This window comes from Candidatus Sneabacter namystus, assembly GCF_008189685.1.
Taxonomy (GTDB): Bacteria; Pseudomonadota; Alphaproteobacteria; order Rickettsiales; family Rickettsiaceae; genus Sneabacter; species Sneabacter namystus.
In genome coordinates this window covers 530,655-543,530 of sequence record NZ_CP043312.1, presented here as the reverse complement: position 1 = coordinate 543,530, position 12,876 = coordinate 530,655, and the positions used below count along the sequence as shown (strand labels likewise).

General features: G+C 35.0%; 12 protein-coding genes. 6 read left to right on the top strand and 6 right to left on the bottom strand.

What is annotated here, in order from left to right; translation table 11 throughout:
* Nucleotides 1-3: 3 nt before the first annotated feature.
* Complete coding sequence (locus FZC37_RS02700) at nucleotides 4-1,692, bottom strand: ABC transporter ATP-binding protein (protein ID WP_246120990.1); 1,689 nt, start codon at nucleotides 1,690-1,692, stop codon at nucleotides 4-6.
* A gap of 204 nt (nucleotides 1,693-1,896) precedes the next feature.
* Between FZC37_RS02700 and FZC37_RS02695 the strand changes: the two genes are divergently transcribed.
* Together FZC37_RS02695 and FZC37_RS02690 are read left to right on the top strand one after the other, a co-directional pair.
* Entirely contained in the window at nucleotides 1,897-2,892 is a 996-nt protein-coding gene (locus FZC37_RS02695) for an ABC transporter transmembrane domain-containing protein (RefSeq protein ID WP_148952180.1), read from the top strand.
* Between the two features lie 11 nt (nucleotides 2,893-2,903).
* Nucleotides 2,904-3,515, top strand: coding sequence for a hypothetical protein (locus FZC37_RS02690; protein ID WP_148952179.1), 612 nt, complete (start codon nucleotides 2,904-2,906; stop codon nucleotides 3,513-3,515).
* Between the two features lie 122 nt (nucleotides 3,516-3,637).
* Here FZC37_RS02690 and fusA read toward each other — a convergent pair whose 3' ends face one another.
* The 5 genes from fusA to gyrB form a co-directional block, all read right to left on the bottom strand.
* On the bottom strand, nucleotides 3,638-5,716 hold the full coding sequence (gene fusA, locus FZC37_RS02685) for an elongation factor G (protein WP_148952178.1): 2,079 nt from the start codon (nucleotides 5,714-5,716) through the stop codon (nucleotides 3,638-3,640).
* Nucleotides 5,717-5,732: 16 nt separating this feature from the next.
* Complete coding sequence (gene rpsG / locus FZC37_RS02680) at nucleotides 5,733-6,218, bottom strand: 30S ribosomal protein S7 (protein WP_148952177.1); 486 nt, start codon at nucleotides 6,216-6,218, stop codon at nucleotides 5,733-5,735.
* A gap of 76 nt (nucleotides 6,219-6,294) precedes the next feature.
* The gene (gene rpsL, locus FZC37_RS02675; protein ID WP_148952176.1) at nucleotides 6,295-6,678 is read right to left on the bottom strand and encodes a 30S ribosomal protein S12; all 384 of its coding nucleotides are present in this window, start codon (nucleotides 6,676-6,678) and stop codon (nucleotides 6,295-6,297) included.
* A 238-nt stretch (nucleotides 6,679-6,916) separates the two neighbouring features.
* Nucleotides 6,917-7,165, bottom strand: a complete 249-nt coding sequence (locus tag FZC37_RS02670; protein WP_172619345.1) for a DUF2671 domain-containing protein — start codon at nucleotides 7,163-7,165, stop codon at nucleotides 6,917-6,919.
* A 365-nt stretch (nucleotides 7,166-7,530) separates the two neighbouring features.
* Nucleotides 7,531-9,951, bottom strand: coding sequence for a DNA topoisomerase (ATP-hydrolyzing) subunit B (gene gyrB, locus FZC37_RS02665; RefSeq protein ID WP_148952174.1), 2,421 nt, complete (start codon nucleotides 9,949-9,951; stop codon nucleotides 7,531-7,533).
* A gap of 166 nt (nucleotides 9,952-10,117) precedes the next feature.
* Between gyrB and FZC37_RS02660 the strand changes: the two genes are divergently transcribed.
* The 4 genes from FZC37_RS02660 (at nucleotide 10,118) to truB (ending at nucleotide 12,861) form a co-directional block, all read left to right on the top strand.
* Entirely contained in the window at nucleotides 10,118-11,008 is an 891-nt protein-coding gene (locus FZC37_RS02660) for a TIGR01459 family HAD-type hydrolase (RefSeq protein WP_148952173.1), read from the top strand.
* Between the two features lie 101 nt (nucleotides 11,009-11,109).
* The gene (gene lspA / locus FZC37_RS02655) at nucleotides 11,110-11,568 is read left to right on the top strand and encodes a signal peptidase II (RefSeq protein WP_172619344.1); all 459 of its coding nucleotides are present in this window, start codon (nucleotides 11,110-11,112) and stop codon (nucleotides 11,566-11,568) included.
* 4 nt (nucleotides 11,569-11,572) lie between these two features.
* Nucleotides 11,573-11,935 (top strand): ribosome-binding factor A, encoded by a 363-nt coding sequence (locus FZC37_RS02650; RefSeq protein ID WP_148952171.1) that lies wholly within the window; start codon nucleotides 11,573-11,575, stop codon nucleotides 11,933-11,935.
* Nucleotides 11,936-11,943: 8 nt separating this feature from the next.
* Complete coding sequence (gene truB / locus FZC37_RS02645; RefSeq protein ID WP_172619343.1) at nucleotides 11,944-12,861, top strand: tRNA pseudouridine(55) synthase TruB; 918 nt, start codon at nucleotides 11,944-11,946, stop codon at nucleotides 12,859-12,861.
* Nucleotides 12,862-12,876 lie beyond the last annotated feature (15 nt).

Genomic DNA, 12,876 nt, shown 5'->3' with positions numbered 1-12,876 from the left:
GCCTTATGCAGTTTTGTTATACTGGCTGTGCACTTCCCATAATTTTTTATACATGCCGTCTTTTTGCGCCATAAGTTCTTCATGTGTACCTTCTTCTTGTATTCCTTTATTACCTAGTACCAATATTCTATCCATATTTTTTAAAGTAGACAGTCTATGCGCTATTATTATGACAGTTTTCTTACTATCAGACACCATCGTGTCTATGTTTTCTTGAACTATTTTTTCTGTTTTACCATCAAGAGCAGAAGTTGCCTCATCTAATATAAGAATAGGGGCATTTTTCAGCATTGCTCTTGCTATCGAAATTCTTTGTCTTTGACCTGTGGATATTTTACTTCCTCTTTCTCCAATCGGTGAATTGTACTTATCTGGCAGATGGTCTATAAAATCTGACAATTGTGCTTTCTTACTTACTGCTATTACTTCTTCGTCAGATGCTGAAAGATTTCCGTATCGTATATTGTCTATGACACTGCGTTTAAAGAGCATAATGTCCTGTGGAACAACTGCTATATTTGCTTTTAAGGATTCTTCTGTTATGTTTTGTATGTTTTGATCTCCTACAAAAATTTGCCCTGAAGTGGGTGTGAAATTCCTTAATAATAGCCCTATTAGTGTAGATTTACCTGTTCCTGAGTATCCTACTATTCCTAATTTTTCTCCTGGATTTATTACAATATTTATATTGGATAGAATTACATCATTGTCATAGCTAAAGCAGATATTCTTAAATTGTATCTGTTTTTCTTTTGCATCTAATTGTTGTACATTACATCCATTGCTAATTTTTTCAGGTGTTTGTAGTATATCCATTGCACTTTTCATTTCCCCCATAGCTTTTATGAGATCTTGCATTGCCTCCATAGCATGCCAAATATCTAACGATAGCATACCAGAGGTGCTAAAAATTAGAGCTACATCTCCTAAAGTGATCAATTCTTTGTGATATAGTTTTAAAGAATAAAACAATATAAACGCGAACATACATAGGTGTGCTACACCGTTGACTATCTGTATAAAGCACGCATATTTGTATACTTTGACTTGTCTTGGAATTAGCAAATCTTTAATATCGTTGTCTAGTAGTCTACTTTCGTGTCGTTTAGTAGCAAAATTATATATTGATAGTATATTTAACACTTTATCAGCTATTTCTCCCATTACTGCGTGTTTTCCTAGTGCTTCTGATATGTTTAGGTAATACAGTTTGCGAGAGAGTGTGAAAATAAGACCACAATATAATGTTATCCACATAGTGATATATAAACCAAGCCGTGCATGCGTAATATATAGGGCAACTAGGCCTACTGTTATCTGCAATACCTCTTGAAAGACGCCAGAGTGCATTTCTCCCCAAAATTTGTCATATCCTTCTAATAAGCTTTTTGCTTTGCTATTTATTATACCGGAATAAGTATTTTGAAAGAATGACAAGGGATGATTTTGTATACGATCATAGGTGTATAACAGTATAGAACGCCTTACCAGGGGTTCTGACATCCATTCTGCTACCTCACTTATTCTCCACAGCACTTGTGATGCTATAAATGAACCTAAAAGTAACAGTATAGGTGACATAATTTCTGTTCCCCAATTTCTTCCATGTCTTGCTAAAATATCCACTAGCATTTTTACAGAATAATTGTATGCAAATGGTGCAAAACTATAAGTAATGGGTGCTAATAGCATCACCAGATAGAACCATTTGTATGGTTTGATGTGATGCCAAAAGAAAGACCATATGGACTTGTTGACAGAATTCATTTATGCTGACGTTGATGCTTTGTAAGTGAACTTTTTTAGATCGGATTTGCACAATTTACTACAATTTTTTCCTTTAAGCTACTTAATAAAGCACAATTTATTGGCAAAAAATCCCTTTAGTGTATTTACATGACTAATAGCGGTAGTTTAGGTGTCATATGGCGTGTATTACGAGATTATATATTGGTTCGTAGATGGAGTTTTATAGTCTTGATGATTTGCACAGTTATTTCTGGAAAGTTGAGTGCGTTATTCATACGATATCTATCTCCTGCTGTAAATAGCCTCTTTTTAGCTGATCTTACTTTATATAAAGTGTTGCGGCCTTGTTGTGTGGTATGTGTTTTAGGTATTGTAGTGGGAATTTTGGAATACATTCGTACTTTTTTAGTTGGATATCTTGGGTACAACGCTATTTGCATTGTGCAGTCTCAATTATTTAAAAATCTTATCTTTGCAACTCCAGAACGGCTAAATAATTTATCTGTGAGTGAAGTTTTATCACGCTTTACGAATGACTTACTTCTACTTAAAGGCTTAGTTGTGCATTTTTTTGCTAGTTGTATAAGACAATGTGTTTTATTTATGTTTTTTGTGTATGAGATTTTCAGAATGGAGTTTTGTTTATCGCTTTGCATAAGTGTTATATTTATTGTAACAGGGGTACTACTCAATGTTATTGGTAGAAAGATGCGTGATATTCAGCTTAAAGTGCAACAAAATTTGTACTCTTATAATAAGTACATAGAGAATGTGTACACAGATTTTCACTTGATGGATATGAATAAAAGATTAGATTTAGAGACAAAATCCAACTTCCGTATAGGAGAAATTTTAAAAAAATATAAAGCTCAATCAGCATATAATGCCTTAGCATTTTTGAGTGTTGAATTTGTCAGCAGTGTTTGTGTTGCCGGTATTATTTTCTATATGGGAATAATGATGCTAACGGATATTGGTGTCATAAATCCTGGTCGTGTTGTAACTTTTCTTTTATCTTTGATGTCTGTGGCTAGGCCTATAAGGGGTATAATGCATTTGAATCATTCTTTACAGTCGGGTATTGCGGCAGCTACTAGAATATTTAAAATTCTTGATTCAGAAGAGGATAAGAAAGATAAGTAAATGTTAAGTTTATGTACAGAATATTTCAGAAGTTTATACCGTTACTATTACTTTTCATCGTACTTGGCTGGCGTGCCTATAATTGGGAATCGCCTGGAATGAATACAAATTATAGCGCCGATTGGCAATCAGACCCTAAAAGAAAGCAGCTTCATCTGACAAATTGCATTATAGATTTTGTAGAAAACACCTCTGTTGATTGTCTAAATCCACATTTTCCTTCTATTGCTATTAAAGTAAGCAAGTTTCATAATGCATGGGTACATGTTGTGTACACTGATTCTGACCAATCGTCTTTAAGGGCTTTTATTGACTCTACAGCGGACATATATCCATTTTATAACAAAAGTCAAAATGATTTCATGGATTGCCCTTTATGGCATTATAGTTTGTTTCGTAAGCCTATTACTTTCTGGAACGGTCATGCATGGGCCGTAATTGTTGACTATGAAAATAAAACTATTAAGCCTGTTGTTGGTATTTCTTGGGGCTTTAGGCTGGTTAAAACGCGATTGCGTCCTGTAGCTATTTGGCCATCACAATTAGGCAATAATGCATGGGAAAAAGATCAAATTCTAATTCAGAAAGGGCTAAGTAAATTTACAATGCTTTCTTGCGATTAAGATCTGGATATATTCAAAAATACTATTGTTCTATTTGTGATATCACGAGAGCGCTTTTTTTGGGCGTACTTATACGTCTCACAAGTGTTGGGTAGGTATATAAAAAAGGTATATAAGAAGCGCTATCCTTTAGATATTATTTCGTCTGCTATGCTCTGAGGAACTTTCTGATAATGATCAAATGTCATGGTATAGCTCGCTCGTCCTTGTGCTACGGAGCGTAACGTATTGATATATCCGAACATTTGAGCAAGTGGAACGTGAGCACGTATAACTTGTGCATCATAATTTTTCTCCATGAATGTTACGTGACCACGTCTGCTTTGTATGTCTCCCATTATATCTCCCATATATTCTTCCGGAGTTACAATTTCTACCATCATGACAGGTTCTAAAATGCATGGAGAAGCATCTCTTACAGCTTGCTTAAAGGCGGTTTTTGCTGCTATTTCAAATGCCATGCTACTTGAATCAACATCATGATATGCGCCATCTAGCAAAGTGACTTTAAAATCTATAGTTGGGTACCCTGCTAAAATTCCTGTTTGCATTGCATTTTCTATCCCTTTTTGTACTGCAGGTATGTACTCTTTCGGTATGTTTCCTCCTACAACCTTACTTGTAAATGAGAACCCAGAACCTGGTTCAGATGGTTCGAAAACCATCTTAACTCTTGCAAATTGTCCTGCACCACCAGATTGTTTTTTATGGGTGTGATCTATTTCACTTGGTTTAGTAATAGTTTCTCTATATGCGACTTGAGGAGCTCCAACCTTTGCGTCCACCTTAAATTCGTGTAGCATTCTATCTATAATGATTTCCAGATGTAACTCTCCCATTCCTTTGATAACAACTTGCCCGCTCTCTTTATTCGTTGCTACTTTAAAAGAAGGATCTTCCATTGCTAATTTGGTTAACGCTATACCCATTTTCTCTTGATCTGCAGTAGATTTTGGTTCCACTGCTAGCTCTATTACTGCCTCTGGGAATTCCATCTTTTCTAGCATTACCTGTTCTTCTATAGAAGATAATGTATCACCTGTTGTAGTATTTTTTAATCCTGCCACAGCTACTATATCTCCTGCTTGAGCTTGTAGAATTGTTTCTCTTTGATTGGCGTGCATAAGCACCATCCTTCCTATCCTTTCCTTTTTATCTTTTGTTGTGTTAATCACCATGTCCCCTGACGAGACTTTACCACTATATATTCTTATAAACGTCAATGATCCTACAAATGGATCTGTCATTATTTTGAAGGCAAGTGCAGAGAAACTACCTTTTGGATCCAATGCTTTTTGTATTGCAGAACCATCTTTTACTAATGTTGCACTAACGGTCTTAAGATCATCAGGAGATGGAAGATAGTCTACTATTGCGTCTAACAGCAGTTGCACACCTTTATTTTTAAATGCACTTCCAAATAATACAGGGACAAAATTTCCTTGTATTGTTCCTTTTCTTATGCATTTTTTTATATCTTGTTCTGATATCTTTTCGTCCGACAGGTACTTTTCCAGCAAATCATCATCTAGAGAAAGGGCTACTTCTAACATTTCTACATGTTTTTCTTGAGCCTCCTTTAATAGTTCGGTTGGAATATCAACTTCCTCAAACTTCGCTCCCAATGATTCTTCGTGCCAAATGAACGCTTTCATTGACACTAAATCAATTAAGCCAACGAAGTTCTCTTCTGTTCCTATAGGAATCTGTGTCTGCAAAGGGTTTGCTTTTAATCTATCTCGTATCATTTGCACGCATCGTGCAGGATTCGCACCTTTTCTGTCAAGCTTATTTATAAAGCATATACGTGCTACCTTATATTTGTTAGCTTGACGCCATACTGTTTCTGACTGCGGCTCAACTCCTGCTACACCATCGAAGACTGTTACAGAACCATCCAATACTTTGAAAGACCTTTCTACCTCAATTGTAAAATCTACATGTCCTGGTGTATCTATGATATTGATACGTTGATCTTGCCAAGAGCATGTAGTTGCAGCAGCTGTGATTGTAATCCCTCTTTCTTTTTCCTGTTTCATCCAGTCCATCGTTGCACTTCCTTCATGCACTTCTCCTATTTTGTGTGACATTCCCGTATAAAACAGGATTCTTTCAGTTGTGGTGGTTTTACCTGCGTCAATGTGTGCGGCTATTCCTATATTACGTATATTTTTCGCTTCTGCTTGTTTTTCTTGAGCCATTAGTGATTATCTTTGTTTATACTTTTTTTCTTTTTACTGCAAAATGGGCAAAAGCTCTATTAGCTTCTGCTACTTTGTGTGAATCATCTTTCATTTTTACTGCTCCACCTTTATTGCAAGATGCCTCAAATAACTCTTCGGCTAATTTTTCCACCATACTCTTTTCAGGTCTTTTTTGGGAGGCCTTAATGAGCCATCTAGTTGCCAGAATAGTACTACGCCTGCTTTCCACAGCATGAGGAACTTGATAGTTAGACCCTCCAACTCGTAGAGATTTGACTTCTAGTAAAGGAGTAGCATTTTCCATTGCTTTATTAAACACCTCTATCGGATCTTTGTCATATTTTCTCTCCAGTAAACTTAAGGCATTGTACACTATAGACGATGCCAAAGATTTTGCTCCATTCTTTGTTACATTGTTGATAAATTTTGCCAACATAATGCTGTTAAATTTTGGATCAGGAGATGTTTTTCTTATGGTTGCAGCGTGACGTCTTGACATATTTTTGTTCTTTATATCAATTATTTTATAAGTTTATAAACATAAAAGTTTCATTTATACGTGTAAAAAAAAACACCTAGCTTTTCGAAGCTGTCTTTCTTTTTACACCGTATTTTGATCTAGAAGATTTTCTTTCTTTTACACCTTGTGTGTCAAGCGATCCTCTTACTATGTGATATCTTACACCAGGTAGATCTGGTACTCTACCGCCTCTTACAAGAACGTTGGAGTGTTCTTGTAGATTATGACCTTCTCCTGGTATGTACGCATTTACATATTCTCCGTTAGATAGCTTTACTCTTGCTATCTTTCTTTGAGCAGAGTTTGGCTTTTTTGGTGTTGCGGTTTTCACAAGTACGCATATTCCTCTTAAGAAAGGATTGCTTGATAAAGATGGAGATTTAGATTTTTTAACTTTTTTAACTCTTCCTTTTCTTACCAATTGATTGATGGTCGGCATGTGTAATTATTTAAAATACTTAATCGTCAGTTATTATTTACAAAGCGTAAGCAGGATTCTAGATGATTTACTAAAGAAAGTAAATGCGCTAGTTGCGTTTCAAACGATAAAATCTACATGTGCTGCAATGTTGAAACACCAAGTTTAATTTAAATACTATATCAGATGCATATAGTAGGCAAAAACGTACGCTACGGCTTCTCTCAGTTTGTAAAAGAACTAAGCAAAGCACACAAAACTAGCTATTTGGCAACTTAGTTAGTTTTATTGCTTCTTTATCCCAGCGATATTGTACACTAAATGTTTTTACTTCCGTAACAATTAAGTCTCCGTTTGGTAACTGAGCCACTTCGCACCCTCTTTTCAATGCATCCAATATTAGGTTAGAAGACACGCACATATACTTCAGGTCTTGCAATATATTTTCAGATTTCTTGTTGCGTTTCTTAATAGTTTTTGCTTTAGTATTCTTTCTTCTTTTTTCCATAGTTAAATAAGATTCATAATATACATACCTGCGGTACATTATTAGATCGATAATTATGTAACCTCAAGTATAATTTTCACTTCCTTGCGTACCATGGTATTCGATACTGCGCTAGTAATCAAGTATCAATAGGACATTATTTTGCAAATGAGAATGTGTTGATAATATGTTACATACAACCAAAAGTTAGAATGTTTTTTTAATAAAGTTTAAGGTAGATGAGTATATGCCTTTCTTTAAAAAGACATTGTTGCATATTTACACATCAATAAAGAGGATAAAAAAGCGGTATTAGATGTTAGCTAAGTTGTTATTTAGCCATAGTGAAAAAATATTAGGATTTAAGAACAAGTAAAATATTTTAACTAGAAGTCTAAATTTTTTACTTTAAGAGCATTGTCCTGAATAAATTGTCTTCTTGGTTCCACCATTTCACCCATCAAAGTTGTAAATACTTGACTGGTTTCTATGTAGTCTTGCATACCAATTTGTAACAGTACTCTAGCTTCTGGATTGAGAGTTGTTTCCCATAGTTGGTCTGCATTCATTTCTCCCAGTCCTTTAAATCTTTGTATTTTTATTTTACTTCTTGCTAACATTGGTATGAATTTTAGAAGAGAAGAGGGGGTGTAAAAAGTATTTGCCTTTTCTTTTGTCTCTATTGTGATTCCATTTTGGAACATATCTGCATACTTCGATAATATTTGCACTATTTCACTAAAGTGGTTGTGTAATTCATCGATTGTTAATGTATTACTGGAAGTAACTCCATGCATCTTTTTTGAAATAATAAGCTTATCTTCTGTATGTGTGATTTGCCAGCTGCACTCTTCTGATTGTTTTTGTAGTACTTTGTTTGCCATGTTAGCCAGTGATGGCAAGTTTAGAAGGCCAACTGTACATGCACATAATGCTACAACTTCAGCAGCGGAAAGGTCGACATTTTGTCTCTCTAACTGATATATGCTTTTTTGCAAATCATCTAGTAATGTTTTTACTGCGTCATAGTCTAGTTTTTTTTCAGCATAAAAGGAGATATTATCTTTTAGCGCTGTACTTGTTATGTATTCATTTAAAGCAGCTTCATTTTTGAGATACAACTCTTTACCTGAGTTCGATGTTATTTTGAACAAAGGAGGTTGTGCTATGTATAAATAGCCGTGTTCAATGATCTCTTTCATATGTTTAAAGAAGAATGTAAGAAGTAAGGTACGTATATGTGACCCGTCTACATCTGCATCTGTCATTATTATAATCTTATGGTACCTGAGCTTATCTAGGCAAAAATCTTTTTCTCCTATGCCAGTACCTAAAGCTGTAATTAAAGTACCAATCTGTTCTGAATTAAGCATTTTATCAAACCTAGCCTTTTCCACGTTTAGTATTTTACCTCTAAGTGGCAATATAGCTTGATACTTTCTATTTCTTCCTTGTTTTGCTGTTCCGCCTGCTGAATCTCCTTCTACTATAAATACTTCTGACTTTGCTGGGTCTTTTTCTTGGCAATCAGCTAATTTTCCTGGCAAAGTCGCAACGCTTAAAGCATCTTTTTTTCTCGCTAGTTCTCTAACTTTTCTTGCAGCCACTCTTGCAGTCGCCGCATCTTTTATTTTGCCTGTTATAATTTTTGCAAGACTAGGATTTAATTCTAACCAGCTAAAAAATTGTGTAAAAACAGTATTTTCCACTGCACTTCTTACTTCTGGACTTACGAGCTTATTTTTTGTCTGTGAAGAAAATTTTGGATCTGCTACTTTTGCAGATACTATGCAAGAAAGCCCTTCGCGTATATCTTCTCCTGTTATGGTAACACTGTTTTTCTTATTCATGGCTGCCGCATCATATTTTGTCAAATAAGCTACAACGGCTCTTGTTAAAGCTGTTTTTAAGCCAGCAAGATGAGTTCCTCCGTCTTTTTGATGTATTGTGTTGGTAAAGCACAGTATGTTTTCGTAGTATCCGCTATTCCATTGTAGTGCTACTTCTGCATGAGTTGACGTATCTTCATCACTTGCCATATGTATTACGGGACATATGGTGTTTTTTCCTTTATTTAGATATTCTACATACGACGCAATTCCTCCTTCGTATTGGAATGAGGCAACTTTGTTGGGCGTTACTCTTTGATCTGAAAGAAATAATTTTAGTCCTTTGTTTAAAAACGCTAACTCTTTTAGTCTATTTTCTAAGATGCTAAATTGAAATTCGATGGAATCAAATACCTCGGCAGAAGGCAAAAAAGTAACTTGCGTTCCAGTAAATGTTGATTTATTAATCGCCTTTAGCGGTTCTACTGGTTTTCCATTTTCAAATTTTACGTAATATTCTTGCCCATCTCTCCATACATTTAATTCTAGCCAATCTGATAGTGCATTTACTACTGATACACCTACACCGTGCAAACCTCCGGATACTTTGTAAGAATTTTGGTCAAACTTCCCACCGGCATGCAATTTTGTCATAATCACTTCTGCGGCTGATATACCTTCTTCTTTATGTATTTCTGTTGGAATACCTCTACCGTTATCTTTAACTTGCACAGCACCGTTATCTAAGATAGAAATTGTTACGTCACTTGCAAATCCGGCTAATGCTTCATCTATAGAGTTATCAAGTACTTCATAAACCATATGATGTAACCCACTGCCATCGCTTGTATCTCCTATATACATTCCTGGTCTTTTTTTGACAGCAGCTAAATCTTTAAATATTTTGATAGCATCTGCACCGTAAGAATTCGATGCTTTTTTACTTAATTTATGCTTTAATTCCTGTGATTCTGACATTGAGTATGTTAAGTTGAGGTTGGTATGGTTCGTTTAAATTTTAAAAGCGTGATGACAGCTTTGTTTTTCATTGTTTATTGTTTATGCTGATCTAGCGTTTAAATACTTTGAAGTGTGTTTTTGTCATTTTTTGGAACTTAATTTACATATTTATTACTGGTTCATCATGGTTTACAGTCTGGATAAGGTACTACAAATTACTGATTTATCAAAGCATTATGATGCTATTTTGTTTGACGTCTGGGGTGTCATTCTTGATGAAACGGAATCTATTTTACCTAGTGTTGTTGATACCATTAACACATTAATTAAAGAGAAGTATGTGTATTTTGTTTCTAATGCTCCTATACAGAGTAACATTTTAGCAAAATTTCTTCTAAAAGAGGGCATTAATGTGAGTGCAGATCACGTTATCACTTCTGGTCAAATGTCTAGGGATTTACTTTTCGATCCAGAATATCAAAAAAGTATTTTTGGATGTACTAAATCTCAGGTGAATATTTATCGCATACATTACGATTCTCCTTACCGATGCTTGTTTGACGACTTAGCAGTAAATTATGTGGAAGATATTGCTATGGCCGACTTAATTTTGGTTACTGTAAGATCACAAAAACCGGAAGTGGAGTGTAAGGAAATTGTTACTTTGTACAAAAAGGCATTACAACTCAACGTTCCTGTGTTATGCGTCAATCCTGATTTGCACGTTCGTGGTAAAGATGGAAATGCTTATTGTTCTGGTTATTTCTCTAATTTATATAAAGAGATGGGAGGTAGAGTTTTCTTTATCGGTAAGCCTTACCCTGCTATATATAACAAAGTTTTTATTTCTGGAGGATTGAGTAAAGAGAAGCATAAGGTTTTAATGGTTGGCGATACTCTTACTACTGATATAAAAGGAGGTATAGATGTAGGCATTAGTACTGCTCTTGTACTGACTGGCAATGTTGCAACTGCGATAGGGCAAGACTCGCAAGATGTTGATGTATTACATAAGGTACGGTTGCATTGCCAATTGCATGATATCTTCCCTAATTATCTTGTCTCTTTGTTGTAAAACTTCTATTAATATGCTTGAATTGCTCGGTGAATATAATATTTTCTTAGCTTATGTATAAGTAATTTTGAATCAATACTGAATTTAAAAGGTTTTGTGTCGTGTATGTAAAAATACTTAGTAGTACCATTATTGTAGTTATTGCTGCCTTAGATCAGTTTAGTAAGAATGCTTTGCAGTCATATTTTGCGCAAGGTGGTGGTTACTCTTTGCCTTTTGTTAAGATTATACCGGTATGGAATCCTGGCATTAGTTTGGGTATTTTAGGTGAGTTGCCGTATTCTGGTAACTTATTTCTTGTTATAGGAACAATATTGGTAACTTTGCTTTATAAGATGATTTTGTCTATAAGATCTAAACGAGTTGCTATATTGTGGAGCATGATAATTGGAGGGGCTGTAGGAAATTTGATAGATAGAATAATCAGCGGGGCTGTATTTGATTTTATCGATATAAGTCTTTGTGGAAAGCATTTTCCGACATTTAATTTTGCTGATTGTGCTATTTCTCTTGGGGTGTTAATGCTTTTGATAAGAAGTTTTAAAAGTATGCGAAGGTAGTAATGTGAAAAAACAGTATCGCGAGAAGCAAGTAGCTAAAAACGCCCAATATTTTTTGTCCAAATTGTTATCTGGACTTGAAACTTTTGACAGTAGTATGAGAGGAGTATTTTTATCTGTAACTGATGTGCGTGTTTCTTCTGATTTAAGATTATGTTCTTGTTTTTATACCCTCAGAATTGATGTTACAAATGTTCTTCCTGCTCAAGTATCAACAGTGTTAGAGGAAAATAAAAAAAGGATGAGGTTTTTGTTATCTAGATATTTGAACTTAAAGTATGCTCCTGATTTACGTTTTACTTATGCGGCAGCTTTTGATAACGTTAGCCAAGTGCAAAAATTGTTGCAGGTTATAAGGAAAAGTTAAAGTAAATCGTGAACGATATATTCTATTGTCGGGGCTGGCATGGTTGGGTAAATTTGTATAAACCTAAAGGTATATCTTCTAATAAGGCTTTATGTAAACTCAGAAAAATAATAGGTAACAAGAGTGTGAAAGTCGGTCATGCTGGCACTCTAGATCCATTAGCTCATGGGGTTTTACCTATTGGAATAGGACATGCTACAAGGCTGATTGAGTATGTTGTAGATTGCACGAAGAAATATGAATTTACCATGCAATTTGGTGTTTCTACTGATACTGAAGATATAGAAGGTAATGTTACTAAAACAGAGGTGGTAGATTTTGATGTATCTATGTTAGAGGTTGTTTCATCTAAATTTACTGGCAGTATGAATCAGGTACCTCCGAATTTTTCTGCTGTAAAAGTGAATGGTAAAAGAGCATATGCTCTGGCTAGGGCAGGGGTTCAATTTTCTCTTTCAAGCAGGCCTGTAACAATTAAAGATATAAGACTTTTATGGTATGACAATGACCTAAAACAGGCGCGATATTTTGTAGAATGTTCTCGTGGTACTTATGTACGCTCATTATCGAAAGATATAGCGGATTTTTTGGGTGTATGTGCAACTGTTATTGATATTACTAGAATCTCAGTTGGGGTATTCGATAGTAAATCTTCAATTTCATTGAGCAGATTTGACAGTGAAAAGTGTGATAAAGAAAATTTATACCAGCACTTGTTGCCTTTAGGCTTGGTTATGGGTAGAATACCCAAGGTTTTGGTTACGGAAAGTCAGCGATGTGATCTGTCGTTTGGGCGTAAGGTTCAGTTAAGTGATGATGTGAAGGATGGAACTGCGTGTGCTGTATATAAGGGCATTTTAGTTGCTGTTGGACGTGTTGCCGATTCTAATGTTTTTTTTCCTAACAAAATTTTTGAAAGCTCATAGTAGTTTTAATTTAAG